This is a genomic window from Streptomyces sp. NPDC050759, assembly GCF_044456945.1.
Classification (GTDB): domain Bacteria; phylum Actinomycetota; class Actinomycetes; order Streptomycetales; family Streptomycetaceae; genus Streptomyces.
In genome coordinates this window covers 1-26,770 of the sequence record NZ_JBITGI010000001.1, presented here as the reverse complement: position 1 = coordinate 26,770, position 26,770 = coordinate 1, and the positions used below count along the sequence as shown (strand labels likewise).

Sequence of the window (26,770 nt, the reverse complement as noted above, 5' to 3'; positions counted from 1 at the left end):
GGTCCGCCGGGGGCCTGACCAACCACGCCCCCGGTCGGGTTGGTCCGCCGGGGATCTGATCGCCCGCGCTGCCGCGCGGTCGGTCCGGTTCGCCCACCGGTGCTCCGGGTCGGCCGATCCACCGAGGGCCTGACCGCCCACGCTGCCGTTCGGGCCGGTTCGCCCACTCGTGCTGGGGGTCGGGCCGGTCCGCCCACTCGTGCTGGGGGTCGGGCCGGTCCGCCCACCGGTGCTGTGGGTCGGCCGATCCGCCGGGATCTGGTCGCCCGCGCTGTCGGTCGGGCGGTCGGGCCACCGGTGCTCCGGGTCGGCCGATCCACCGAGGACCGGACCGCCCCCGCTGCCGCGCGGCCGGTCCGCCCACCCGTGCTCCGGGTCGGCCGAACCACCGAGGGCCTGACCACCCCGCTGCCGTTCGGCCGGTCCGCCTGCGATTCGCCGGTCCCGCGCCCGTAGGGTTGTCGCTCATGACCACCAGCAACACCGGATCCGGTGACGTCGACCCCGCCGTCCGCGAGGAGCTCGCCCGTCTGCGGGACAGCATCGACAACATCGACGCGGCCGTCGTCCACATGCTCGCCGAGCGCTTCAAGGCCACCCAGCAGGTCGGCCACCTCAAGGCCCGCCACCAGCTGCCGCCCGCCGACCCGGCCCGCGAGGCGCGCCAGATCGAGCGGCTGCGCACCCTCGCCGAGAACGCCAAACTCGACCCGGCCTTCGCTGAGAAGTTCCTGAATTTCATCATCGCCGAGGTGATCAGACACCACGAGCGCATCGCCGAGGACACCGTGAACGGCTCCACCCCCCTGGCCAATTGACCTCGGCTGACGCCCCGGGGAGGTGACACGGCGCCCCGCACGCGGCATGCTGCGCTGTGCACTCCTTGTCAGCCCGCGAGCACTCCGCGTCAGGACACGGGCGTAGGCTGGCTGTCCGCGAGGGAGGGACGTCGGGCCATGCCTTCGGATGCCAAGATCCTCATCGTCGACGACCACGAGGACACCCTCTACGCCCTGGAGAGTGCCCTCGCCCCGCTGGGCTACCGGCTCGTCCGCGCCACCAGCGGGGACGAGGCCCTCAAGCAGGTACTCCGGGGCCAGGTCGGCCTCCTGCTCCTCGACGTGCGGATGCCCGGCGTCAGCGGCCTGGACGTGGTCCGCTACATGCGGCGCCTGGAGCAGACCCAGCACATCCCCGTCATCCTGCTCACCGGCTTCGGCGCCGACCACGAACTGACCTCCACCGCCTTCGCCCTCGGCGTCGCCGACCTCGTGATGAAACCCATCGACCCCTGGGCCCTGCGCACCAAGGTCCGCTACCTCTTCGACGCCCACCGCCGCCACCTCGCCCTCGAACACGAGGTGCGGGAGTTACGCGCTCTCGTCAAGGACCACGGCGAGCACGCCGAGGAGAACGCCGCCCGCAGGCCCCTGCCCCACCCGGACGCCCGCGTACCGGTGCAGCGCGCACAAGGGGCGCACACCGGGGAGCTCGAACAGGACCGGACATAAGGCATGTACCGATCCGCCTCTGTGAGTTACCCCTGCCATCAGGCAGCATGTCCTGCATGTCCGTACTGACGCGCGACGAAGCGCAGACCCGTGCCAAGCTCCTCGACGTTCACCGTTACACCATCGCGCTCGACCTCACCACCGGCGACGAGACCTTCGAGTCCCAGACCGTCGTCCGGTTCACGGCGCGCGCCGAAGCGGACACCTTCGTCGAGCTCAAGCCGGCCGAACTGCGGGAGGCCACCCTCGATGGCCGCCCCCTCGACCCGGAAACCCTCGAGGACAACCGGCTGCCCCTCAAGGCCCTGACCGCCGGCGAGCACGAACTGCGCATCGACGCCGTCATGCGGTACTCCCGCACCGGCGAGGGCATGCACCGCTTCACCGACCCCACCGACGGCGAGACCTACGTCTACACCCAGCTGTTCATGGACGACGTCCAGCGCGTCTTCGCCGCCTTCGACCAACCCGACCTCAAGGCCGTCTTCGACCTGTCCGTGAAGGCCCCCGAGGACTGGACCGTCCTCGCCAACGGCATCACCACCGACCTCGGCGAGGGCCTCTGGCAGGCCACCCCCACCCCCCTGATCTCCACCTACCTCGTCGCCGTCGCCGCCGGCCCCTGGCACTCCGTACGCACCGAACACCGCGGCCTGCCCTTCGGCATCCACTGCCGCCGTTCCCTCGCCCCCCACCTCGACACGGACACCGACGAACTCTTCGAGATCACCCGGCAGTGCTACGACCGCTACCACGAGAAGTTCGAGGAGCCCTACCCCTTCGACTCCTACGACCAGGCGTTCGTCCCCGAGTTCAACGCCGGCGCCATGGAGAACCCCGGCCTCGTCACCTTCCGCGACGAGTTCGTCTACCGCTCCGCCGTCACCGACACCGAACGCCAGACCCGCGCCATGGTCATCGCCCACGAGATGGCTCACATGTGGTTCGGCGACCTCGTCACCCTGCGCTGGTGGGACGACATCTGGCTGAACGAGTCCTTCGCCGAGTACATGGGCTACCAGACCCTCACCGAAGCCACCCGCTTCACCGACACCTGGGTCGACTTCGGCGTCATGCGCAAGGGCTGGGGCTACGACGCCGACCAGCGCCCCTCCACCCACCCCGTCGCCCCCGACGAAGTCGACGACACCGCCTCCGCCCTCCTCAACTTCGACGGCATCTCCTACGCCAAGGGCGCCTCCGCACTCCGTCAACTGGTGACCTGGCTCGGCGAGAAGGACTTCCTCGCCGGCATCAACACCCACTTCGCCCGCCACAAGTTCGCCAACGCCACCCTCGCCGACTTCATCGACTCCCTCGCCTCCGCCACCGAACGCGACGTCCACGCCTGGGCCGACGCCTGGCTGCGCACCACCGGCGTCGACACACTCCGGCCGACCGTCACCCGCGCCGAGGAAGGCACCTACACCCTCCACGTCGAGCACAAGGGCAGCCGCCCCCACCGCATCGCCGTCGGCCTCTACGACCAGGACGTCGCCGACGAGGGCCGCCACCTCGTCCTGCGCGAACGCCTCGACCTCGACGTCCCCCAGACCGATGCCCAGGACCCACTGCCCATCGGCAAACGCCCCGCCCTCCTCCTCCTCAACGACGGCGACCTCACCTACGCCAAGGTCCGCTTCGACAACGACTCCTTCAAAGCAGTCACCCAGAGCCTCTCCGGCCTGCCCTCCCCGCTGACCCGCGCGGTCGTCTGGAACGCCCTGCGCGACGCGGTCCGCGACGGCGAACTCCCGCCCACCGCCTACCTGGAGGCAGCCCGCGCCCACCTCCCGCACGAGACCGACCTCGCCCTCGTCCAGGGCGTCCTCGCCTTCGCCTCCACCCACGTCGCCGACCGCTACGTCACCCCCGAACAGCGCCCCGCCGCCCTCGCCACCCTCTCCTCCCTGTGCCGCGACCTCATCCGCCGCACCGAGGACGGCGACAACCCCGGCCTGCGCCTGATCGCCGTCCGCCACTGCATCAACGTCACCTCCCAGCCCGACACCATCGCCGCCTGGCTCGCCGACGGCACCGTCCCCGGCGGCCCCGAACTCGACCCCGAACTGCGCTGGCGCGTCCTCGCCCGCCTCGCCGTCCTCGGCGCCACCGACGAGACCGCCATCGCCGCCGAACTGGCACGCGACCCCTCCGCCACCGGCCAGGAAGGCGCCGCCCGCTGCCGCGCCGCCCTCCCCACCGAGGACGCCAAAGCACAGGCCTGGGAGGCGATGTTCACCCACGACGACCTCTCCAACTACCTGTTCACCGCCACCGCCCAAGGCTTCTGGCAACCCGAACAGACCGAACTCGTACGGCAGTACGTGCCCCGCTACTACCAGGACGCCGTCGCCCTCGCCGCCCGCCGGGGCCCCGCGATCGCCGACGCCGCCGGCCGCTGGGCCTTCCCCGACTACGCCATCGACGAGGACAACCAGGCCCTCGGCCAGGCCTGCCTGCGCGACGCCGACCCCATCCCCGCCCTGCGCCGCAAACTGACCGACCAACTCGACGACCTGGCACGCGCCTTGCGGGTGAGGCAGGCGTAGAGCGGATTTTCCCCGTACGGGAGTACCCCCTTTCGGGTCAGGATCGTTGAACTCTCCGGGCGCGCCCAAGCAACCGCGTCCAAGCTGGAAGCCCCCAGCGCCCCCGGAGGTCGACGATGAACACGCCGCCCCTGGCCTCGGGCCCCGAAGGCCCCGACGCACTGCGCCCGCTGCTCGACACGGTCCTGGAAGCGCTGGGGGAGGGAGCACGGGCGCGCGGAGGCCCACTCCCGGCGGGCGGCCCGACCGAGGTGGCAGCACGCGTACGGGCCGCCCTGGGAGACGTACTCCCGGCCGAGGGCGACCCGGAGGCCCTACGGCACCTGGTGCGCGCCTTGGCGGAAGGCGCGGCGGACCCGGCGGACCCGCTCTGCGCGGCCCACCTGCACTGCCCGCCCCTTGCTGTCGCCACCGCCGCAGACCTGGCCGCCTCAGCTCTGAATCCATCTCTCGACTCCTGGGACCAGGCTCCGGCGGGGTCAGAGCTGGAGGCACTGGTGACGCGGCGCCTTGCGAGTGAGGTGTACGGCAACCCACCCAGGGGCGCGGGGAACTGCGCGACCAGCCCCCACCGGCTCGATGCTTTGGTGACTACCGGTGGAACCGAATCCAACCAACTCGCCCTCCTCCTGGCCCGAGAGGCCCTGGGCCCGGGCGTTCGACTGGTCTGCGGCGAAAACGCCCACCACTCTCTCCCAAGTGCCGCCTGGCTCCTGGGCATGCCCGCCCCGTTCATCGTCCCCACCCCCGACGGCACCCTCGATCCCGCAGCCCTCGACACGACCCTGCATGGACCGTTGGTCATCGCCGCGACAGCGGGAACCACCGACGCCGGTCTGATCGACCCGCTGCCCGAGATCGCCGACTGGTGCGCGCAGCGCGGCGCACGGCTCCACGTTGACGCTGCCTACGGCGGCGGTCTCCTCTTCAGCACCCGGCACCGAGACAAGCTCACCGGCATCGAAACCGCCGACACAGTAACCCTCGACCTGCACAAACTCGGCTGGCAGCCAGTCGCCGCAGGACTCCTCGCCGTCCGCAACGCCAACGATCTCACCGCCCTCCACCAGCACGCCGACTACCTCAACGCCGACGACGACACCGAAGCCGGCCTCCCCGACCTCCTCGGCCGCTCCCTGCGCACCACTCGCCGCCCCGACATCCTCAAGATCGCCGTCACCCTGAAAACCCTGGGACGCACAGGACTCGGCGCACTGGTCGACCAAGTCTGCGCGCGGGCCCGGGAGTTCGCGCAGCTCGTCCACGACCACCCCGGCTTCGAACTCCACCAACCCCCCACCATCAGCACGGTCCTGTTCCGCCCCGCAGGCGCCACCGACGACGCCGTAGCCGCCGTACGCCGAAAACTCCTCACCGACGGCCACGCCGTCCTCGGCCGAGCCCGCGCAGCGAACCGGCTCTGGCTCAAGGTCACCCTCCTCAACCCCACCACCCGGCCGACCGACCTCGCCGGACTCCTGAAACTCGTGGAAGGAACCACCCCCCGATGAACCCCCACCCCCCACACCACGAGCCCGACGCACCCCGCGACCTCGTCGGCATCGGCATCGGACCCTTCAACCTCTCCCTCGCCGCCCTCGCCCAACCCCTCACCACACTCGACACCGTCTTCTACGAACAACGCCCCGCCTTCGGCTGGCACCCCGGACTGCTCATCGACGGCGCCACCATCCAAGTCCCCTTCCTCGCCGACCTGGTGACCCTCGCCGACCCCGCCAGCCACTGGACCTTCCTCAACTACCTCAAGACCCGCGAGCGCCTCTTCCCCTTCTACTTCGCCGAACGCTTCCACATCCAGCGCGCCGAATACGACGCCTACTGCCGCTGGGTCGCCGAGAACCTCCCCGGCCTCCACTTCCACCACCAGGTCGACGCCGTCCGCTTCAACCCCGAACGCGACGTCTTCGAAGTCGACTTCACCCAGCTCGACACCGACGGCGAAGCCGAAGCACTGGGACGGACCTACACGAAGAACATCGTCCTCGGCATCGGCACCGAACCCTACGTACCCGAACCCCTCAAACCCCTCGTCGAAGCCCCCGGCGTGCCCGTCATCCACGCCACCGACTACCTCACCCACCGGCAGACCCTCCTCGCCGCCGACCACATCACCGTCGTCGGCTCTGGACAGTCCGGCGCCGAGATCTTCCTCGACCTGCTCCGCAACCGCCCCACCGGCCATGAAGGACTCCACTGGCTCGGCCGCACCGAAGCCTTCGCCCCCATGGAGTACTCAAAACTCGGCCTCGAACACTTCACCCCCGACTACACCCGCTACTTCCACGCCCTCCCGGAAAGCGTCCGCGACCGACTCGGCACCACCCAGTGGCAGCTCCACCGCGGCATCGACACCGACACCATCGCCGCCATCCACGACGAGCTCTACCGCCGCACCCTGCACGGCGGCTGGCCCGACGCCGTCCTCACCCCCGGCGTCCGCGTCCGCACCGCCGGCAGAATCGCCACCACAAAGCTCGAACTCCACCTCGAACACATCCAGCAGGGCACCCGCTCCCGCCTCACCACCGACGCCGTCGTCCTCGCCACCGGCCACCGCGAACGCCCCCTCGACCGCATCCTCGCCGGACTCGACCCCTACCTGCGCCGCGACAGCCGCGAACGCCCCCGCGTCGACGAACACTTCCGCCTCGTCCTCGACCCGTCCATCACCGGCGCCGACTGCCACGTCTACGTCCAGAACGCCGAACGCCACACCCACGGCGTCGGCACCCCCGACCTCGGACTCGCCGCCTGGCGCAGCGCCACCATCCTCAACACCATCACCGGCAAGGACGCCTACCCCCTCCCCAACCGCACCGCCTTCACCACCTTTGGCCTCGAAGACCGGCTCCCCCAGATCCCACCCGCCCGCACAGCCCCCGTCCTCACCCCCCTCGTCGAAGGACGGTAAAGAACCGGCGGCGGCGGAAGAACCCGGACACCGACCCGGTTGGCTCCCACATGACGACCACCTGGACCGCCGCCCACCGCGCCGCCGCCATCAACCCCCGCGAAAACCTCGCCCTCTTCGACTCCCGCGGCTTCACCGACCAGACCGTCCGCCAGTCCCTGCGCCTCGCCGGCGGCGGCGAGGCCGTCCGCATCCACCTCACCAACCGCTACGGCACCACACCCCTGGAGATCGGCGGCGCCCACCTCGCCCTGCGCACCAAAGGCAGCGGCATCGACCCCGGCAGCGACACCCCCCTCCGCTTCTCCGGCACCCCCACCGTCACCATCCCCGCCGGCCAGGAGACGACCAGCGACCCCGTCGAACTCCCCGTGAGCGCCGGCGAGGAACTCACCCTCAGCCTCTACCTGCCCGGCGACACCGGACCGACCACCTTCACCGCCATGCCCTACGACACCGGACACGCCGTCCCCGGCAACCAACTGTCCGCCCCCACACTCGAAGACCCCGAGGAGTTCGCCACCGGCCACCTCCTCGCCGGCGCAGACGTCCTCGCCCCGGTCGGCACCCGCATCGCCGTCGCCTTCGGAGACTCCTGGATCGAAGGCGCCGCCACCACCCCCGGCACCGACAACAGCTTCCCCGGACAGCTCAACCGCCGCCTGAAACACGGCTGGATCGTCAACGCGGGCACCTCCGGCAACCGGCTCCTCACCGACGAGATCGGCGAACACCTCCTCGCCCGCATCGACCACGACGTCCTCGCCGTCCCCGGCGTCAGCCACGTCATCATCCACATCGGGCTCAACGACCTCGGCCTGCCCGGCCACTTCGCCCACCCAGAACCCGCAGAAGGCCCCACCGCAGCCGAGTTCAAAGCCGGCCTCACCACCCTCGCCGACCGCCTCCACACCGCCGGACTCACCGCCATCGGCTCCACGATCGGCCCCTACAAGGGCACCGTCCACGACGGCTACGACACCCCGCGCGGCCAAGCCGTACGCGCCGAGGTCAACGCCTGGCTCCTCGGCGACGACCACCCCTTCGACGGAATCGTCGACGTGGCCGCCGCCGTCGCCGACCCTGACCAACCCGACCGGATCCGCGCCGAGTTCAACGCCGGCGACGGCCTCCACGTCAACGACGCCGGCGCGAAAGCCATCGCCGACGCCGTGGACGTAACCCTGCTGGACCTCCAGCCGGACCTTTAGAACACAGGCGTCCCGTCGCGCGTGAGCCTCCAGTCCACCGACGCGAAGTCCTTCGGATCCAGCACACCCTTCGCGGTCACCCACTCCGCGATCCGCGTCCGGATCTCCGTCGACTCCGACCACACCTCGGTGGCCGAGGCCACGTGCGGGAAGGCGCCGCCACCGTTCGCCCGGTAGTTGTTCACCGCGAACACGAACTTCTCAGCGTCGTCCAGCGCGGCACCGTTGTACGTCAGGTTCTTGATCCGCGAACCGGCCGCCTGCGCGATGTCGATGTCGTACGACAGCCCCGACACGTAGTCGTAGTTGTAGTCCGGACGGTTGTTCGCGTTCGTCAGCTTCTCCACGTCGACCACCGCACCCGCCGCCGTCTGCACGAAATACTCCGCCGAGTACTCCAGGTACGCCCGCAGCTGCGCACCCGTCAGCAGCTTCGCCACCAGCGTGTTGTCGTACACGTACAGGCTCGACAGATCCCGGATCGTCACGTTGCCCGCCGGGATCTCCGAGGTCCGCGAGAACGGCGACGCCTGCGCGATCACCGGCAGCGAGGCGTACTCCGTTCCCACCAACGCCGCCCGGACCACGTCCTCCTGGACCTTCGTGATCAGGTCGATGATCGGAGCGTCCTTGTAACGCGCCTCGACCGTCGTCAGCGTCTGCGTCGCCGTACCGACGACCTGGTTGACGTACTTCACGACCACGTCATGATCGGCCTTCAACAGCTTGGAGATCTTCGGATCGTCCGCCACCGAGTTCGAGTTCAGCACCTTGGACGACACCGACTCGACCGCCCAACGGCCCTTCGCGAAAACCAGCTCGATGTCGAACAGCGACAACCGCTCCGCATACGCCAACGGCTCCGACAACACGACCGTCTTCCCGGACTTCGCGTTGGTGACCTTCAGCTCCGGAATCTCCACATGCGCATGCCCCACCAGAATCGCGTCGATCCCCGGCACCTGCTGCGCCACCAGCGCCGCCGAATTCTCCACATACGGCAACTGGTCACCGTACGAAGAAGTACCCGAAGAGCCCGAGTGCGCCGACACGACGACCACATCCGCACCCATCGACCGCAGCTTCGGCACCCACTTCGCCGCCTGCTCCTCAAGCCCCGGGAACGTCAACTTCCCCTGCACATAGGCCTTGTCCCAGATCGCGATACCCGGATTGGTCAGACCCAGCACCGCGACCTTCACCGGCGGCGCGCCCTTCACATGGAACTTCTTGATGAAGTACGGCGGGAAAGCGGGCTTCTGCGTCTTAGCGTCCAGCGCGTTCGCACCCAGCAGCGGGAAGTCGCACTGCTCCTCGAACTTCCGCAGCGTCTCGATGCCGTAATTGAACTCGTGATTGCCCAGCGCCACGGCGTCGTACCCGATGGCGTTCATGGCCGCGGCCATCGGGTGGACGGGACCGCCCTTGGCCGTGATCGGGTCGACCTTCGCGTAGTAGTACGTCAGCGGCGTCCCCTGGATCGTGTCGCCCGCGTCGAGCAGCAGCGTGTTGCAGCGGCCCTTCTCCGCACGCACCTGGTTCACCAGCGTCGAGATCCGGGACAGACCCTGCGCGTTGCCCGCCGAGTCCTTGTACTCCGCGTCCTTGAAGTAGTCCCAGTTGAAGACATGACCGTGCAGATCGGTCGTGCCCATCACCGTCAGGGAGTACCGCTTCTCGTGTCCCCTCTTCGCCTCCGCGGCCTCAGCCGCCGGAGCGCCCACGGCACCCGCCAGCGCGACACCCGCACCGGTCACGGCGGACTTCTTCAGGAACTTCCTGCGGTTCAAGGGCATGTCTTGATCTCCTCGGGGAACGGTCAACAACGCGCGTAGATTCTGACCCGGTCATGCCCAACGGCAACAGGCCCCGCAGGTTTCGATCTGATGACCCCACCCGTGAAAACTGACAGAGTGGGGCGTTATGGCCACCGACTCCGTCCCCTACGGCACCCCCGACGCCCCCCGCATCGCCGTCCGCGGCGAAGCCCACCTCGAAGTCGACCCCGAGATCGCCCGCATCGGCGTCACCGTCGCCGCCCGCGGCAAAGACCGCCGCACCGCCCTCGACGACCTCACCCGCCGCAACGCGACCGTCCTTGACCTGCTCAAGTCCTACGGAGACGCCGTCGAACGCCTGGAAACCGGCTCCTTCTCGGTCACCCCGGAATTGAAAGAACACAGCCGCGGCGAACGCGTCCACGCCCACCACGGCCGCGTCCACATCACCGCGGAACTGACCGACTTCACCGCACTGGGTGAACTCACCACCAGACTGGCCGACCAGGAGTTGACGACGGTCGACGGCCCCTGGTGGGCCCTGCGCCGCGACTCACCCGCCTACCGGGAAGCCCGGCAACAGGCGGTACGGGAAGCGGTCCAGCGGGCGAGGGAATACGCGGAAGCGCTGGGCACATCACTGGCCGCCCTCGTCGAACTCGCCGACATCGGCGCCGAAGACCCCGAACCCCGCTTCGTCGGCAAGGCCAGCCGCGCACGCTCCATCGCCTACGAAGCCGCAGCGGACACCTCAGCCGCCCCCCTCGACCTCGAACCCCAACGCCAACACGTCCACGCCCAGGTCAACGCACGCTTCACCATGGCACCACCGAGACTGTGAGCGGCCGATGGAATTTGCACACGGAATGCTCATCAGAGCGGAGCGGCGCACACTTCAACGCTTGTCAACAGCCCTTCACCCAAAGGTTGTTGAGTGGACATGCCTCCCCAATTCCCTACCCGCCGGTAAGGTCTAGGCTCGAAACATGCGCCGAGCAAAGATCGTCTGCACCCTGGGCCCCGCCACCCACTCGTACGACCAGATCAAAGCCCTGGTCGACGCCGGAATGGACGTAGCCCGCTTCAACCTCAGCCACGGCAACTACGCCGAGCACGAGGAGCGCTACCACCACGTCCGCAAGGCCGCCGACGAAACCGGCCGCAGCGTAGGCCTCCTCGCCGACCTTCAAGGCCCGAAGATCCGACTCGGCCACTTCACCGAAGGACCCGTACTCCTTGAACGCGGCGACACCTTCACCATCACGGTGGAGGAGGGCGCGGAAGGAGACCAGCGGTCCTGCGGGACGACGTACGCCGGACTCGCCGAGGATGTCACCGTGGGTGAGCGCATCCTCGTCGACGACGGCAAGGTCTGCCTCGAGGTCACGTCAGTGGACGGCCCCCGCGTCCACACCAGGGTCGTCGAGGGCGGCATGGTCTCCGACCACAAGGGCCTCAACCTCCCCGGCGTGGCGGTCTCGGTCCCGGCGCTCTCGAAGAAGGACGAGGAAGACCTCCGCTGGGCCCTGCGCACGGGCTTCGACGTGATCGCCCTGTCCTTCGTGCGCTCGGGCCGCGACATCAAGGCCGTCCACCGGATCATGGACGAGTCCGGGCGCCGGCTGCCGGTGATCGCCAAAGTGGAGAAGCCGCAGGCGGTCGAGGCGATCGACGACATCGTCGCGGCCTTCGACGGGATCATGGTGGCCCGGGGCGACCTCGGCGTGGAGATGCCGCTGGAGCAGGTGCCGCTCGTCCAGAAGCGCGCGATCAAACTGGCCAAGCGGAACGCCAAGCCGGTGATCGTGGCGACGCAAATGCTGGACTCGATGATCGAGAACTCCCGTCCGACGCGTGCGGAGGCCTCTGACGTGGCCAACGCGGTGATCGACGGCACGGACGCGGTGATGCTGTCGGGCGAGACGAGCGTCGGCAAGTACGCGGTCGAGACGGTTCGGACGATGGCGAAGATCGTCGAGGCGGCGGAGGAGGACATCCTCGCGAAGGGGCTGCCGCCGCTGACGGAACGCAACAAGCCCCGTACGCAAGGGGGCGCTGTCGCCCGGGCGGCGGCGGAGATGGGCGACTTCCTGGGCGCGAAGTTCCTGGTCGCGTTCACGCAGAGCGGGGACACGGTTCGGCGGCTGTCGCGCTACCGCTCCCCGATCCCGCTGCTGGCCTTCACCCCGGAGCCGGCGACTCGGTCGCAGCTGAGTCTGACCTGGGGTGTGGAGACGTTCCTCGGCCCGCATGTCGATTCCACGGACGCGATGGTGGACCAGGTGGACGAGCTGCTGCTGCGGTACGGGCGGTGCGAGAAGGGCGACGTGGTCGTGATCACGGCCGGTTCGCCGCCCGGGGTGTCCGGGTCGACGAACCTGGTCCGGGTGCATCACATCGGCGAGGACGACAGTCCCAAGTAGTCGGGGTCAGTGTTTGGGGCCTACGTGGGTGTCCATGAGGGCGACTGAGGATTTGCGGGCGATCGAGATGTTGAAAGGGTCGCTGCCGCGAGCGAGGGTGGTCCACTCGACACCGACCGTGTCGAGGGTGTCGGTGAAGAGCCGCCGGATGTCGTCGGACTTGTTGGAGAAGAAGTACCGGGGGTATTCGTAGCGCTTGCGTTCACCGGCCACCAGGCGAGTGGTCCAGTTGGTGATGCGGCATCCATCGGAGTGGATGAGGCCACGGATGAACTCCCAGGGGTGGGCGTCGACGATGGCCTGCTGCCAAGGGGCCAGGATGATCGCACGCTCGTGCTTCTTGCCGGGGCCGTGCTGGGGGAACAGACACCACAGGTGCATGGAGGACAGCTTCATCTCGCGACACCCCTTGCGGCGGACGCGGCAGACCGAGTTCTGAGGGAACACCGACCGCATCGCCTTCTCGCACTCGTCCATGAGCCCCGGATACGTCTCGTCGCAGGTGATGGACAGGCTGGGCGAGCGCATCGCGCGGTTCTGAACGATGTAGCCATCGCCCAGATACAAGCCGAGCAAGTAAGCGTATGCCCCTGAGTCCAGTGTGAGATCGCAACGGGGGCAGGGTGGAGGCATGCGCCCTGGGCACTCGCCGCGTTTCGCGCGGTCCAAGTGCTTCCAGTGGCCGATCGTGCCCGCCGGGACGTTAAGTTTCCTGGCGACGTCCGCATTCCTCGCGCCGTCACGCAGCAAGGTGAGCGCCTTCTGTCGAACCTCAGTGCCGTGAAAGTTCATACGGATACTCTGAGTGAGTGATCGTGACGGTGCGCAGCAAAAAGCGGATGTTCACGAGAACGTGGACATCCGCTTCAGTGTCAGAGTGCCGGGTGCGGGATTCGAACCCGCACGCCCTTTCAGGCAATCGCTTTTGAGGCGATCATGTCTGCCCTTCCATCAACCCGGCTGGCCAACCCAGAGGAGTGTACCGGGTGACCTTACCTAGTCGCAGCTAGGTAGGCTGCTGAGGAGCAGTACCCGCCCCTGAACGAGGAGCCCCCGTGACCGCCCCCGAGTCGCCCCAGCCCGTAGACGCGCCCGACGACGACAAGTCGCACGTGCCTCCGCTGACGACCCGTGTCGTCATTGCCGAGGACGAGGCCCTGATCCGGCTCGATCTCAAAGAGATGCTGGAGGAAGAGGGCTACAGCGTCGTCGGCGAGGCCGGTGACGGTGAGCAGGCCGTCGAGCTCGCCCGTGAGCACAAGCCGGACCTCGTCATCCTCGATGTGAAGATGCCGAAGCTGGACGGGATCTCCGCGGCCGAGAAGATCGCCGAGGAGCGGATCGCCCCGGTGCTGATGCTCACCGCCTTCTCGCAGCGGGACCTGGTGGAGCGGGCCCGTGACGCCGGTGCCATGGCCTACCTGGTGAAGCCCTTCAGTAAGAGTGATGTCGTGCCGGCGATCGAGATGGCTGTTTCTCGGTTCACGGAGCTTCGGGAGCTGGAGAACGAGGTCGCGGACCTGACCCTGCGCCTGGAGACCCGCAAGCTTGTGGACCGGGCGAAGTCGATTCTGCAGACGTCGTACGGGCTGACGGAGCCTGCCGCGTTCCGGTGGATTCAGAAGACGTCGATGGATCGGCGTATGTCGATGCAGCAGGTCGCGGAGGCCGTGATTCAGGACGCGGACGAGAAGAAGGCGAACAAGGGCTGAGCCCCGGCGGCCGCACAAAGACAAGGGCCCGAGTCCCCAGCAGGGGGCGCGGGCCCTTGTCGTATGGCCGAAAGATCAGTCTTCGCCGAGGTACGCCTTGCGGACCGACTCGTCGTGGAGAAGGTCCTGTCCGGTGCCGGACAGGACGATGCTGCCGACTTCCATGACGTGTCCCTGGTCGGCGAGGGAGAGCGCCGCCTGGGCGTTCTGTTCGACGAGGAGGATCGTCATGCCTTGGGACTTCAGTTCGACGATGGTCGACATGATCTTCTGCATCATGATCGGCGAGAGGCCCATGGAGGGTTCGTCGAGCATGAGGAGCTTGGGCTGGGACATGAGCGCGCGGCCCATGGCCAGCATCTGCTGCTCGCCGCCGGACAGGGTGCCTGCCGCCTGGTTGCGGCGTTCGCCGAGGATGGGGAAGAGCTCGTAGGCGCGCTGTACGTCCTTCTCGATGCCCTCCTTGTCCTTCCTGAGGAATGCTCCGAGCTGGAGGTTCTCGAAGATCGTCAGGCGGGGGAAGATGTGTCGGCCTTCGGGGGAGTGGGCGAGTCCGAAGGAGACGATCTTGTGGGCGGGGACGCTGCTGAGGGGCTTGCCGTCGAAGAGGATTTTGCCGGCCGTGGGCTTCAGCAGTCCCGAGAGTGTGCGCAGCGTGGTGGTCTTGCCGGCGCCGTTGGTGCCGATGAGGGTGACGACCTGGCCGGCTTCGACGCTGAAGGAGATGCCTTTGACGGCTTCGATCTTGCCGTAGGAGACCCGGAGGTCCTCGACTTCGAGGAGTGCGGTCACTGGGCTTCTCCCTTGGTGCTGGTGGTGCTCTGCGCTTCCGTCGCGCCGGGGTCGCCGTCGAAGGGTTCGCCGAGGTAGGCGGCGATGACGCGTTCGTCGGCCTGGACGACGTCGGAGGTGCCTTCGACGAGTTTTTCGCCCTGGACGAGGACGGCGACGCGGTCGGAGAGGTTGAAGACGAAGCGCATGTCGTGCTCGATGAGCAGGACGGCCACGCCCTGGTCGCGGATGGCGAAGACCAACTCTTCGGTGGCGCGCGTCTCTTGGGGGTTCATGCCGGCTGTGGGTTCGTCCAACAGCAGCAATCCCGGCTCGGAGGCGAGGGCGCGGGCGATCTCGAGCTTGCGTTGTTCGCCGTAGGGGAGGTTGCGGGCGAGGTGGTCGCGTTTGGCTTCCAGGCCGATGAACTCGAGGAGTTCCATGGCGCGTTCCTCGCTGGCCTTCTCGGCTTTCTTGAAGCCGGGGCCGCGGAGCAGTGCCGACCAGAGGCCTTCCTTCGTTCGCGTGTGGCGGCCGACGAGGACGTTCTCGAGGACTGTCATGTTGGCGAAGAGGCGGATGTTCTGGAAGGTGCGGGCGATGCCGGCCTGGGTTACGAGGTGGGGCTTGGGCGGGAGGATGGTGCCTTTGTAGGAGACCGTGCCTTCCGTGGGGACGTACAGGCCGGTGAGGCAGTTGAAGAAGGTGGTCTTGCCGGCGCCGTTGGGGCCGATCAGGCCGACGATCTCGCCCGCGTTGACGGTGAAGTCGACCGAGCGCACCGCGGTCAGGCCGCCGAAGCGCATGGTGACGTTGCGGGCTTCGAGTACAGGTGTCGTCATGGTGCTCACGCCCCCGCCTTGGTGACGGCGGCCGGTTCGCCGGACAGCGTCGTTGTTTCTGGTACGTCGAGTTGGCCGGTCTCGTGGAATTCGAGTTGGTTGCGGCGGTTGGCGATGATGCCTTCGGGGCGGAAGCGCATCAGCAGGATGAGGGCGATGCCGAAGGCGAGGAGTGACTTGTCCTGGAGGAAGACGAGTTTCTCCGGGAGGAGGTACAGGAGTGCCGCGCCGAGGATGGGTCCTGCGACCGTGCCCATGCCGCCGAGGACGACCGCGGCGAGCAGGAAGGCGGAGTTGGGGGGCGTCGAACCCGCGAACTGGTACGGCGTCGGGACGACGCTGTAGGTGACGTGGGCGCTGACGGTGCCGGCGAGGCCGGCGAGGGTGGCGCCGAGGGCGAAGGCGATGAGTTTGACGCGGAAGCCGTTGATGCCCATGGCGGTGGCGGCGGTTTCGTCTTCGCGGATGGCGATCCAGGAGCGGCCGATGCGGGAGTCGGCGGCGCGGGTGTAGACCAGGACCACGAGGGCCATGATCAGCACCATGAGGAGGTAGTAGTTGGCGAAGCGGCCGAGGGTGAAGCCGCCGATGTCGTGGGCTTGGCCGAGGTTGAACCCGAGGAGGTTGAGGTCGGGGATGGCCGGGATGCCGTTGGGTCCGTTGGTGAGGTCGGGGCCGGACTGGCCGTCCATGTTGTTGACGGAGATGCGGAAGATCTCTCCGAATCCGAGGGTGACGATGGCGAGGTAGTCGCCGCGCAGTCGGAGGGTGGGGGCGCCGATGAGGACGCCGAAGACGAGGGATGCGGCGGCGCCGGTGAGGGCGGCGGCCCAGAAGGGGAAGTGGACGCCGGAGAAGCGGGAGAACTCGGAGCCGGAGACGAGGGCGGCGGTGTAGGCGCCGACGCCGAGGAAGGCGACGTATCCGAGGTCGAGGAGGCCCGCGAGGCCGACGACGATGTTGAGGCCCAGGGCGACGGTCCCGAAGATCAGGATGTTGACGCCGATGTTGGCGTAGTGGTCGTTGGTCTGGGTGAAGGGGAACGCGATGGCCGCGGCGAAGCCCATGGCGAGGGTGAAGCTGCGGTTGCGGGCGACGATGCGGGAGAAGCGGTCGTTGAGGCCGGCGGTGTGCAGGGCCCAGACGGCGAAGACGACGACGATGAGGAATCCGACGAAGAGTTCGCCGTATTCGGTGTCGATGCCGTAGGTGAAGACGGCCAGGCCGACGATGGTGACGAGGGTGATGATCGCGCGCTCGACCCAGGGGCTGAGGGGCTGGGCGGGGGGGATGCCGTCGGGCTTGGCGAGGTACGCCTTGAGGTTCTCCTTGGCGCTCGCGGTGCGGGGCTCGGGGAGGGCGAAGGCGCCGATGACGGGCAGGAGGGAGGCGATGGCCGCGACCCAGCCGCCTGGTTCGAGGTTGGCGAGTCCGCCGAGTTCGGCGGCGATCGAGACGACCGTGTACCAGGTGACGCCGAAGCCGCCGAGGGCGGTGAGCGCCAGGGGTGCGTTGTTGCGGGCGGGTATGAGGCCGCGCAGGGGTCGGATGTCGTATGCCGCGAGGGCGAACACCGTGATGAGGAGGCCGGCGATGAAGGTCAGCCACTGGAGGCCGCCGGGGTAGCCGGTGATGGTGAGGTCGCCGGGGAACTCGCTGGTCCAGGTCCAGGCGAGGAAGGCGGAGGCGGCGGTGGCGATGCCTCCGGCGAGGAGGAGTGCGCGGGCCGCGGGGAGGGGGAGCGGGATGAGGCCGCGTGTGGTGGTGTCGGTCATCGTGATCACGCCCTGTCCGCTACGCGTTCGCCGAGGAGGCCTTGTGGCCTGACGAGGAGGACGATGATGAGCAGGCAGAAGGCCCAGACGTCCTTCCAGGAGCCGCCGCCGAAGAGGTGCATGCCGGGGATGTCGTCGATGTAGGCGGAGGCGAGGGTTTCGGCGACGCCGAGGACGAGTCCGCCGAGCATGGCGCCGTAGATGTTGCCGATGCCGCCGAGGACGGCTGCGGTGAAGGCCTTGAGGCCCATTAGGAAGCCCATGCGGTAGTCGATGCTGCCGTATTTGAGGCCGTAGGCGACGGCGGCGACGGCGGCGAAGAATCCGCCGATGGCGAAGGCGATGACGATGATGCGGTTGGTGTCGATGCCCATGAGCTGTGCGGTGTCCGGGTCCTGGGCGGTGGCCTGCATGGCGCGGCCGGTGCGGGACTTGCGGACGAAGAAGGCGAGGGCGGACATGCAGACGATGGCGGCGACCACGAGGAAGATGTCGGCGTCCTTGATGGTGACGGAGCCTATGTCGTGGGTGGCGTCGAGGCCGGGGAAGGCGACGGCGCGGTCGGCGCGGGGGTAGAAGTTGCGGACGACTTCCTGGAGGGCCAGGGAGAGACCGATCGCGGTGATGAGCGGTGCGAGCCGTGGGGCTCCGCGCAGGGGCCGGTAGGCGAACCGTTCCGCTCCGACGGCGATGAGGATGGCGACTATTCCGCCGCCTATCAGCATCAGGGGGACGGCGAGGGCCATAGAGGTGCCGTCGGGCAAGAGGTAGAAGTAGACCGTGAAGGCGCCGAAGGCGCCGGTCATGAAGATCTCGCCGTGCGCGAAGTTGATGAGCTGGACGATGCCGTACACCATCGTGTAGCCGATGGCGATCAGCCCGTACATCGAGCCCAGAAGCAGCCCGTTGGCCAGCTGCTGCGGCAGGGTGTTCACCGCGTGGCCTCCATTGTCGCTGGTGGTCGTGTGCACATATCGCGTGCTGGGGTGGGGTGTGGCGAGGGCCGCGCGGTCGGGGTCCCCTCCCGCGCGGCCCGTGGTGGTGTTGCTGTGTGCTGCTGGGCCTGGCCTAGCCGAGGTCGGCGGTGCCGGTCTTCACAGCCTTCCACGCACCCTTGGTGACCTGGTAGACGGTCAGCTGCTTGTTGGTGGTGTCGCCGTACTGGTCGAAGGCGACCTTGCCGGAGATGCCTTCGAAGTCGGACTTCTGGACGGCGTCGACGACGGAGGAGCGCAGGGCGTTGATGTCGCTGGGGACCTTGCCGCTGTTGGCGTCGACGGCGGCCTTCACGGCCTTGATGATGGCGGTGGTGGCGTCGTAGGAGTACGCGCCGTAGGCGCCGTAGTCACCCTTGTAGCCCTTGGACTTGTACGTCTCGATGAACGTCTTGGCGGCGGGCAGGGTGTCGGCGGGGACGCCGACGGCGGTGGCGAGGTCGCCCTCGGAGGCGGTGCCCGCGGTCTCGATGTAGGTGGAGGCGAACATGCCGTCACCGCCGAAGAGCGGGATCTTGACTCCGCCGCCCTTGAGCTGCTTGGTGATCAGGGAGGACTCGTCGTACTGGCCGCCGTAGTAGAGCAGGTCGGCGCCGGAGTTCTTGACCTTGGTGACGAGGGACCCGAAGTCCTTGTCGCCGGTGTTGACGTGGTCGGTGCCGGCGACGGTGCCGCCGAGCTTCTTGAACTGCTCGTTGAAGATCTTCGCGAGGCCGGCGCCGTAGGTCTGCTTGTCGTCGACGACGAAGACCTTCTTCTTCTTGAGGCCGTTGTACGCGTAGTCGGCGGCGAAGCTGCCCTGGAGCTCGTCGGTGGTGGCGGTGCGGAAGTACGTCTTGTACGGCCGCTTCTTGTCCGTCTGCCAGTTCTTGCCCTGGGTCAGCTCGGGGTTGGTGTTCGAGGGGGAGATCTGGACCATGTTGGCCGAGGCGAACACCTGCTGCATGGTCTGGGCGACGCCGGAGTTCAGCGGGCCGACGGCGCCGACGGCGGTCTTGTCGCCCGTGATGGTGGTGGCGTTGGACTGGCCGGTGGCGGGCTGCGCCTTGTCGTCGTAGGCCTTCAGTTTGAAGGTGACGCCGGGGACGAGTTTGTTCTTGTTGGCGTCGTCGACGGCGATCTGGGCGCCGTACTGGATGCCGAGACCCGTGGTGGAGTTCTCGCCGGAGAGCGGGGCGTCCACGCCGATCGTCAGGGTGGTGCCACCTCCGCCTTCACTGTCGCCGCCACTGTCGTCTCGGGAGCCGCAGGCGGTGAGCGTCAGAGCTCCGGTCGCGAAGACGGAGGTCAGTATCACCATGGAACGTCGCACAATCAGTCCTTTCCGCAGGCACACGCGCCCTCGTGGGTGCGGCCTTGTGCCGCGCTGGTACCGAACTCCCGATGGAGCGGTGACTGGCCGTGACTCTAAGCCCGGTTTGCAGGCAGGGGCATCGCTGTGCGCTGGCTTGTGACTTTCTTGTTATGACGGGGTGGATGGCGCGCTTCCACGGTGGGGGCTCTCAGCCGGTTTGGCGGAATTTCCCCTCAGTCCGCATTTTGAGAACCTGCACTTCCGGTTGGCCGTCCGGCCTGTGATGCCGTGGTAGTGGCGCAGGCGCCTCGAAGGAGCTCGAAAAGGTCGTGGGAGTAGGCCTGGCCGAAGATGAAACTGTGATGCTGTATTGCGCGCGTGTTACGGAGCGTTACGTCAAGAAATGGTAGGTCGGCATTCAGCGGGAGACCCGAACAGTCGGAAACCGATATCTCCACGGTGATCCTGCGGGTGGTGCCGGCGTGCACGGTGAAGGTCTTGGGCAGGGCGTGGGCGGTGAGGCCGGTGAAGGCGGCGCCGGTGACCTGGAGGGTGACGGGGGGTCCGCTGCGGATGTCGACGGCGAAGCGGAAGCGGCCGCTGGTGGGGTGGGTGCCGGTGGTTTCGGGGAGTCCGGCGGGTCCGAGGTATCGCCAGGCGGTGACGTTGGCGGGCCAGGGGACGGGGGTGTCCGGGACTTCGGTGCGGTGTTCGTCGGCCAGGACGCGGGGGAGGAGGATGCCGGCCGTAAGGAGGGTGAGCGCGGCCGTCCCCACAGCTGTTCTGCGGGCCCTGGGCGACAGCTTCTCCCACCGCGCTGCCCAACGGTCGGTCAGGCGTGCCTCGTCGGCGCCGATGATGTCAGGATTCTCTCCCGTCTCCGGTGAGTTGACGGGCTCGACGGGGCCGATACCGGTCATGGGAGAACGGTAGGGGTGCCGGGGGCCCGTGCCCAGTCGGTGTGCGCTTCAGGGCCTGTCCTGCGGATCGTGCCGACGCCGCGGGGTCTGGCACGCACTCCCCCGGAGGGGCTGCCCCCGGCCGTGCGAACAACCCCGCGGGTCAATACGCCTAGCGGCCGGGGGCGTCCCGGAGGAGGCAGGTGAGTCGGGCGGTGCAGACGCGTTGGCCGTCCTCGTCGCTGATGACGATCTCGTAGGTCGCGGTGGAGCGTCCCCGGTGCACTGGTGTGGCGACTCCGGTGACCAGCCCGGAGCGGGCTCCGCGGTGGTGTGTGCAGTTCAGGTCCACTCCGACCGCGATCTTCGAGCTTCCGGCGTGCAGCATGGAGCCGACGGAGCCCAGGGTTTCGGCGAGGACGGCCGAGGCGCCTCCGTGCAGCAGGCCGTACGGCTGGGTGTTGCCCTCGACGGGCATGGTGCCGACGACCCGTTCCGCCGAGGCCTCGACGATCTGCACGCCCATGCGGGTGCCCAGGTGGCCGGCCGAGAACATGGCGACGAGGTCGACGCCGAGCGCCGCGTACTCGTCGATGACCTCTTGGGGAAACGTGGCGTGCTGCTGCTCACCCATGGGGCGGGCTCCGTTCGTCCTGGTCGCTACGACTGCCTGCGCTGAGCAAACGCTCAGTCGGTTGCCGATTGTTCCAGACGTACGACGACGGACTTGCTGGCCGGGGTGTTGCTGGTGTCGGCGGTGGCGTCCAGCGGCACCAGGACGTTGGTCTCGGGGTAGTAGGCGGCCGCGCAGCCCCGGGCGGTCGGGTAGTGCACGACCCGGAACCCGGGTGCCCGCCGCTCCACGCCGTCCTTCCACTCGCTGACGAGGTCGACGTAGGAGCCGTCGGCGAGCCGGAGCCGGTCGGCGTCCTCGGGGTTGACCAGGACGACCCGGCGGCCGTTCTTGATGCCCCGGTAGCGGTCGTCGAGGCCGTAGATCGTGGTGTTGTACTGGTCGTGCGAGCGGAGCGTCTGCAGCAGCAGCCGTCCCTCGGGCAGTTCGGGGTACTCGACGGGGGCGGCGGTGAAGTTGGCCTTGCCGGTGGCGGTGGGGAAGCGGCGCTCGTCGCGCGGGGCGTGCGGGAGGGTGAAGCCGCCGGGGTGGGACACGCGCGTGTTGAAGTCCTCGAAGCCGGGGATCACTCGGGCGATGCGGTCGCGGATGGTGGCGTAGTCCTTCTCGAACTCCTCCCACGGCACCCGGCTCTTCTCGCCGAGCACGCGGCGGGCCAGCCGGCACACGATGGCGGGCTCGGACAGCAGCTGTCGGCTCGCGGGCTCCAGGCGGCCGCGGGAGGCGTGCACCATGCCCATGGAGTCCTCGACGGTCACGAACTGCTCGCCGCTGCCCTGGAGGTCGCGCTCGGTGCGGCCGAGGGTGGGCAGGATCAGGGCACGCGCGCCCGTGACCGCGTGCGAGCGGTTGAGCTTGGTCGACACGTGCACGGTCAGCCGGGCACGCCGCATGGCGGCTTCGGTGACGTCGGTGTCGGGGGAGGCGGAGACGAAGTTGCCGCCCATGGCGAAGAAGACCTTGGCCTCGCCGTCGCGCAGGGCGCGGATGGCGCGGACGACGTCGAAGCCGTGCTCGCGCGGCGGGGCGAAGCCGAACTCCTTCTCCAGGGCGTCCAGGAAGGCGGGCGCGGGGCGCTCGAAGATGCCCATGGTGCGGTCGCCCTGGACGTTGGAGTGGCCGCGGACCGGGCAGACGCCGGCGCCGGGGCGGCCGATGTTGCCGCGCAGGAGGAGGAAGTTGACGACCTCGCGGATGGTCGGCACGGAGTGCTTGTGCTGGGTGAGGCCCATGGCCCAGCAGACGATGGTCCGTTCGGAGGCGAGGACCATGGAGAGGGTTTCCTCGATCTCCTTGCGGGACAGACCGGTCGCGGTGAGCGTGTCGTCCCAGTCGGCGGCGCGGGCGGCCTCGGCGAACTCCTCGTAGCCGTGGGTGTGTTCGCGGACGAAGGCCTCGTCGACGGCGCCTTCGGTCTCGAGGATCAGCTTGTTGAGGAGGCGGAAGAGGGCCTGGTCGCCGCCGATGCGGATCTGCAGGAACAGGTCGGTGAGGGCGGCGCCCTTGAGCATGCCCTGGGGGGTCTGCGGGTTCTTGAAGCGCTCCAGGCCGGCCTCGGGCAGCGGGTTGACGCTGATGATCCTCGCGCCGTTCGCCTTGGCCTTCTCCAGGGCGGAGAGCATGCGGGGGTGGTTGGTCCCGGGGTTCTGGCCGGCGACGATGATCAGGTCGGCCTGGTAGAGGTCCTCGAGCAGGACGCTGCCCTTGCCGATGCCGATGGTCTCGCTGAGCGCCGAACCGGACGACTCGTGGCACATGTTGGAGCAGTCCGGCAGGTTGTTCGTGCCGAGCTCGCGGGCGAAGAGCTGGTAGAGGAACGCGGCCTCGTTGCTGGTGCGGCCCGAGGTGTAGAAGACGGACTCGTCGGGGGAGTCGAGGGCGGCGATCTCCTCGGCGATGATGTCGAAGGCGCGCTCCCACGTCACCGGTTCGTAGTGGGTGCCGCCCTCGGGGACGTACATGGGGTGGGTGAGCCGCCCCTGCTGGCCCAGCCAGTAGCCGCTCCTGGTCGCGAGGTCGGCGACGGGGTGCGCGGCGAAGAACTCCGGGGTGATCCGGCGCAGGGTGGCTTCCTCGGCGACCGCCTTCGCGCCGTTCTCGCAGAATTCCGCCGCGTGCCGGTGGTCGGGCTCGGGCCAGGCGCAGCCGGGGCAGTCGAAGCCGTCCTTCTGGTTGACGCGCAGCAGGGTCAGGGCGGTGCGCTTCACGCCCATCTGCTGCTGGGCGATCCGCAGGGTGTGGCCGATGGCCGGGAGGCCGGCCGCCGCGTGCTTCGGTTCGGTGACCTGAGGAGCGTCCTGAACCGGATCACCCTTGGGCGGCTTCGTGGCCATCGGACTCTCTCCTTCGCACACACATGTGAGGTACGTCTCCGATCCTCGCACGCGCCGGTGACAACGGTGTTTGCCGGGCCTGCGGGAAGCGGCGGCGGGGCTTGCCCCTTCCGCGCCGTCGGCGGCGGGCGGGTCGGACTGTCAGTGGGGCGTGGCAGGATCGGGGGCGTGGCAGAGACAGCAGCGAAGAAGACCGACACCAGCCCCGGCGGCAGCCGCCCGCGTCTGATGCTCATGGACGGGCACTCGCTGGCCTATCGCGCGTTCTTCGCGCTGCCCGCGGAGAACTTCACCACCGCGACCGGCCAGCCGACGAACGCGATCTACGGCTTCGCGTCGATGCTGGCCAACACCCTGCGCGACGAGGCCCCCACCCACTTCGCGGTGGCCTTCGACGTGTCCCGCAAGACGTGGCGGTCCGAGGAGTTCACGGAGTACAAGGCCAACCGCTCCAAGACCCCGGACGAGTTCAAGGGCCAGGTCGAGCTGATCGGCGAGCTCCTCGACGCGATGCACGTCTCGCGCTTCGCGATCGACGGCTTCGAGGCCGACGACGTCATCGCCACGCTCGCCACACAGGCCGAGGCCGAGGGCTTCGATGTGCTGATCGTCACCGGCGACCGCGACTCCTTCCAGCTGGTCAGCGAGCGCACCACCGTGCTGTACCCGACGAAGGGCGTCTCGGAGCTGACCCGGTTCACTCCGGAGAAGGTCTTCGAGAAGTACGGCTTGACGCCCGCCCAGTACCCCGACTTCGCGGCCCTGCGCGGCGACCCGTCCGACAACCTCCCCGGCATTCCCGGCGTCGGCGAGAAGACCGCGGCGAAGTGGATCAACCAGTTCGGTTCGTTCGCGGAGCTGGTCGAGCGGGTCGAGGAGGTCAAGGGCAAGGCCGGACAGAACCTCCGCGACCACCTGGAGGCCGTCAAGCTCAACCGCCGCCTCACCGAGATGGTGCGCACGGTGGAGCTGCCGAAGGCGGTCACCGACCTGGAGCGCGCTCCGTACGACCGCAAGACCCTCGCGATGATCCTCGACACCCTGGAGATCAGGAACCCCTCCCTGCGGGAGCGGCTCCTGGCCGTCGACCCGGGCGCCGAGGAGGCCGAGGGCACCCCGGTCGTCGCGCCCGGTGTGGAAGTGGACGGCAAGGTGCTCGGCACCGGCGATCTGGCGGGCTGGCTCGCCGAGCACGGCGCACAGCCCCTGGGTCTGGCCACCGTCGACACCTGGGCCCTCGGCACCGGCTCGGTCGCCGAGGTCGCGCTCGCCGCGTCCGGCGGTGCGGCCGCCTGGTTCGACCCGTCCCAGCTGGACGAGGCCGACGAGCGGGCCTGGGTCGCCTGGCTCGCCGACGCCGACCGGCCCAAGGTCCTGCACAACGCCAAGGGCGCCATGCGGGTCTTCGCCGAGCACGACTGGAGCATCGCCGGTGTCGGCATGGACACCGCGCTCGCCGCGTACCTGGTCAAGCCGGGGCGCCGGTCCTTCGACCTGGACGCGCTGTCCCTTGAGTACCTGGGCCGGGAGCTGGCCCCCGCGGCGACGGCCGACGGACAGCTCGCCTTCGGCACGGACGACGGTGCCGAGGCCGAGGCGCTGATGATCCAGGCCCGGGCCGTCCTCGATCTGGGCACGGCCTTCGAAAGCCGCCTGGCGGAGGTCGGGGCCGCGGATCTGCTGCGGGACATGGAGCTGCCCACCTCCGCCCTGCTGGCCCGTATGGAGCGGCACGGCATCGCGGCCGACCGGGCCCACCTCGAGGCCATGGAGCAGATGTTCGCGGGCGCGGTCCAGCAGGCCGTGAAGGAGGCGCACGCGGCGGCCGGGCACGAGTTCAACCTCGGCTCGCCCAAGCAGCTCCAGGAAGTCCTCTTCGGTGAGCTGGGCCTGCCGAAGACGAAGAAGACGAAGACCGGCTACACGACGGACGCGGACGCGCTGGCCTGGCTGGCGACCCAGACGGACAACGAACTGCCGGTGATCATGCTCCGGCACCGTGAGCAGGCCAAGCTCCGGGTGACCGTCGAGGGGCTGATCAAGACGATCGCCGCGGACGGGCGTATCCATACGTCGTTCAACCAGACGGTCGCGGCGACGGGCCGTCTGTCGTCGACGGATCCGAACCTCCAGAACATTCCGGTCCGCACCGACGAGGGGCGGGCGATCCGGCGGGGGTTCGTAGTGGGGGACGGCTTCGAGTCCCTCATGACCGCGGACTACAGCCAGATCGAGCTGCGGGTGATGGCCCACCTCTCCGAGGACGAGGGGCTCATCGAGGCGTTCACGTCTGGGGAGGACCTGCACACGACCGCCGCCTCGCAGGTGTTCGCCGTGGAGCCCGGTGGGGTCGACGCGGAGATGCGGCGGAAGATCAAGGCGATGTCGTACGGGCTGGCGTACGGGCTGTCCGCGTTCGGGCTCTCGCAGCAGCTGAACATCGACGCGGGGGAGGCGCGGGCCCTGATGGACGCGTACTTCGAGCGGTTCGGCGGGGTGCGGGACTATCTGCGGCGGGCGGTCGACGAGGCCCGGGCGACGGGGTACACGGCGACGCTGTTCGGGCGCCGGCGGTATCTGCCCGACCTCAACAGCGACAACCGTCAGCGGCGTGAGGCGGCCGAGCGGATGGCTCTCAACGCGCCGATCCAGGGGACCGCGGCGGACATCGTCAAGATCGCGATGCTCAAGGTGGACGGTGCGCTGCGGGATGCGGGTCTGGAGTCCCGGATGCTGCTCCAGGTTCACGACGAAATCGTGCTGGAGATCGCGCCGGGGGAGCGGGAGGCGGCGGAGTCGATCGTCCGCCGGGAGATGTCCGACGCGGTGCGTCTGAATGTGCCGCTGGGGGTTTCGGTGGGGGATGGGGCGGACTGGGAGTCTGCCGCGCACTAGCCTCCGGCGGTTTGACGGTTGAGTGCGGGTGGGGTGGGGGCGGGCGTTTTTTGCGCAGTTCCCCGCGCCCCTCTGTGCCTGCGGCGGCCCGTTTCGGTCCGGTGGGGGCGGGTGTGATGTGGGTCGGGGCCGGGGGGGGGGGGGGGGGGGGGGGGGGGGGGGGGGGGGGGGGGGGGGGGGGGGGGGGGGGGGGGGGGGGGGGGGGGGGGGGGG

The 26,770-nt window shown here is 68.8% G+C and carries 20 protein-coding genes and 1 tRNA gene; 10 read left to right on the top strand and 11 right to left on the bottom strand.

Annotation, left to right across the window (positions count from 1 at the left end; genetic code table 11):
* Nucleotides 1-467 precede the first annotated feature (467 nt).
* The 6 genes from ACIBJB_RS00105 to ACIBJB_RS00080 all read left to right on the top strand — a co-directional run bounded on the left by ACIBJB_RS00105 (nucleotide 468) and on the right by ACIBJB_RS00080 (nucleotide 8,206).
* On the top strand, nucleotides 468-818 hold the full coding sequence (locus tag ACIBJB_RS00105) for a chorismate mutase (RefSeq protein ID WP_059206094.1): 351 nt from the start codon (nucleotides 468-470) through the stop codon (nucleotides 816-818).
* A 138-nt stretch (nucleotides 819-956) separates the two neighbouring features.
* Entirely contained in the window at nucleotides 957-1,511 is a 555-nt protein-coding gene (locus tag ACIBJB_RS00100) for a two-component system response regulator (protein WP_398924876.1), read from the top strand.
* Between the two features lie 56 nt (nucleotides 1,512-1,567).
* Nucleotides 1,568-4,063: an aminopeptidase N gene (gene pepN, locus ACIBJB_RS00095; protein WP_398924874.1), complete on the top strand. Its 2,496-nt coding sequence runs from the start codon at nucleotides 1,568-1,570 to the stop codon at nucleotides 4,061-4,063.
* A 116-nt stretch (nucleotides 4,064-4,179) separates the two neighbouring features.
* A complete protein-coding gene (locus tag ACIBJB_RS00090; protein WP_398924872.1) occupies nucleotides 4,180-5,574 on the top strand; it encodes a pyridoxal phosphate-dependent decarboxylase family protein in 1,395 nt (464 codons plus the stop codon).
* Nucleotides 5,571-6,995, top strand: coding sequence for a lysine N(6)-hydroxylase/L-ornithine N(5)-oxygenase family protein (locus ACIBJB_RS00085; RefSeq protein WP_398924870.1), 1,425 nt, complete (start codon nucleotides 5,571-5,573; stop codon nucleotides 6,993-6,995). Before ACIBJB_RS00090 ends, ACIBJB_RS00085 begins: the two co-directional genes overlap by 4 nt.
* A gap of 50 nt (nucleotides 6,996-7,045) precedes the next feature.
* A complete protein-coding gene (locus ACIBJB_RS00080) occupies nucleotides 7,046-8,206 on the top strand; it encodes a GDSL-type esterase/lipase family protein (RefSeq protein WP_398924867.1) in 1,161 nt (386 codons plus the stop codon).
* On the opposite strand, the gene ACIBJB_RS00075 is transcribed toward ACIBJB_RS00080, so the two are convergent.
* Nucleotides 8,203-10,002, bottom strand: a complete 1,800-nt coding sequence (locus ACIBJB_RS00075; protein ID WP_398924865.1) for a bifunctional metallophosphatase/5'-nucleotidase — start codon at nucleotides 10,000-10,002, stop codon at nucleotides 8,203-8,205. The genes ACIBJB_RS00080 and ACIBJB_RS00075 overlap by 4 nt on opposite strands.
* 127 nt (nucleotides 10,003-10,129) lie before the next feature.
* Between ACIBJB_RS00075 and ACIBJB_RS00070 the strand changes: the two genes are divergently transcribed.
* Together ACIBJB_RS00070 and pyk are read left to right on the top strand one after the other, a co-directional pair.
* On the top strand, nucleotides 10,130-10,825 hold the full coding sequence (locus tag ACIBJB_RS00070; protein WP_398924863.1) for an SIMPL domain-containing protein: 696 nt from the start codon (nucleotides 10,130-10,132) through the stop codon (nucleotides 10,823-10,825).
* Between the two features lie 145 nt (nucleotides 10,826-10,970).
* The gene (pyk, locus tag ACIBJB_RS00065; protein ID WP_398924861.1) at nucleotides 10,971-12,407 is read left to right on the top strand and encodes a pyruvate kinase; all 1,437 of its coding nucleotides are present in this window, start codon (nucleotides 10,971-10,973) and stop codon (nucleotides 12,405-12,407) included.
* Nucleotides 12,408-12,413: 6 nt separating this feature from the next.
* Here pyk and ACIBJB_RS00060 read toward each other — a convergent pair whose 3' ends face one another.
* Both ACIBJB_RS00060 and ACIBJB_RS00055 read right to left on the bottom strand, forming a co-directional pair.
* Nucleotides 12,414-13,199, bottom strand: coding sequence for a helix-turn-helix domain-containing protein (locus ACIBJB_RS00060; RefSeq protein WP_398924859.1), 786 nt, complete (start codon nucleotides 13,197-13,199; stop codon nucleotides 12,414-12,416).
* Nucleotides 13,200-13,285: 86 nt separating this feature from the next.
* A tRNA-Leu gene (locus ACIBJB_RS00055) sits at nucleotides 13,286-13,368 on the bottom strand.
* Between the two features lie 94 nt (nucleotides 13,369-13,462).
* Between ACIBJB_RS00055 and ACIBJB_RS00050 the strand changes: the two genes are divergently transcribed.
* Nucleotides 13,463-14,119 (top strand): ANTAR domain-containing response regulator, encoded by a 657-nt coding sequence (locus tag ACIBJB_RS00050; protein ID WP_031041938.1) that lies wholly within the window; start codon nucleotides 13,463-13,465, stop codon nucleotides 14,117-14,119.
* Nucleotides 14,120-14,194: 75 nt separating this feature from the next.
* Here the strand turns inward: ACIBJB_RS00050 and ACIBJB_RS00045 are convergent, their stop codons facing one another.
* The 8 genes from ACIBJB_RS00045 to ACIBJB_RS00010 form a co-directional block, all read right to left on the bottom strand.
* Nucleotides 14,195-14,911: an ABC transporter ATP-binding protein gene (locus tag ACIBJB_RS00045; RefSeq protein ID WP_062038154.1), complete on the bottom strand. Its 717-nt coding sequence runs from the start codon at nucleotides 14,909-14,911 to the stop codon at nucleotides 14,195-14,197.
* Nucleotides 14,908-15,732, bottom strand: a complete 825-nt coding sequence (locus ACIBJB_RS00040; protein WP_398924856.1) for an ABC transporter ATP-binding protein — start codon at nucleotides 15,730-15,732, stop codon at nucleotides 14,908-14,910. Before ACIBJB_RS00040 ends, ACIBJB_RS00045 begins: the two co-directional genes overlap by 4 nt.
* A 5-nt stretch (nucleotides 15,733-15,737) precedes the next feature.
* Nucleotides 15,738-17,507, bottom strand: a complete 1,770-nt coding sequence (locus tag ACIBJB_RS00035) for a branched-chain amino acid ABC transporter permease (protein WP_398924854.1) — start codon at nucleotides 17,505-17,507, stop codon at nucleotides 15,738-15,740.
* Between the two features lie 5 nt (nucleotides 17,508-17,512).
* Nucleotides 17,513-18,442: a branched-chain amino acid ABC transporter permease gene (locus ACIBJB_RS00030; protein WP_266380431.1), complete on the bottom strand. Its 930-nt coding sequence runs from the start codon at nucleotides 18,440-18,442 to the stop codon at nucleotides 17,513-17,515.
* A gap of 133 nt (nucleotides 18,443-18,575) precedes the next feature.
* Nucleotides 18,576-19,802: a branched-chain amino acid ABC transporter substrate-binding protein gene (locus ACIBJB_RS00025; RefSeq protein WP_398924852.1), complete on the bottom strand. Its 1,227-nt coding sequence runs from the start codon at nucleotides 19,800-19,802 to the stop codon at nucleotides 18,576-18,578.
* A 227-nt stretch (nucleotides 19,803-20,029) separates the two neighbouring features.
* Entirely contained in the window at nucleotides 20,030-20,716 is a 687-nt protein-coding gene (locus ACIBJB_RS00020) for a hypothetical protein (RefSeq protein ID WP_398924850.1), read from the bottom strand.
* Between the two features lie 151 nt (nucleotides 20,717-20,867).
* A complete protein-coding gene (locus ACIBJB_RS00015) occupies nucleotides 20,868-21,329 on the bottom strand; it encodes a PaaI family thioesterase (protein WP_398924848.1) in 462 nt (153 codons plus the stop codon).
* A 53-nt stretch (nucleotides 21,330-21,382) separates the two neighbouring features.
* Nucleotides 21,383-23,662 carry an FdhF/YdeP family oxidoreductase gene (locus tag ACIBJB_RS00010; protein ID WP_398924846.1) on the bottom strand — a complete coding sequence of 760 codons (2,280 nt, stop codon included), beginning with the start codon at nucleotides 23,660-23,662 and terminating at the stop codon, nucleotides 21,383-21,385.
* A 168-nt stretch (nucleotides 23,663-23,830) separates the two neighbouring features.
* On the opposite strand from ACIBJB_RS00010, the gene polA reads away from it, so the two are divergent.
* Entirely contained in the window at nucleotides 23,831-26,557 is a 2,727-nt protein-coding gene (polA, locus tag ACIBJB_RS00005; RefSeq protein WP_398924844.1) for a DNA polymerase I, read from the top strand.
* The last annotated feature ends 213 nt before the right edge of the window (nucleotides 26,558-26,770 follow it).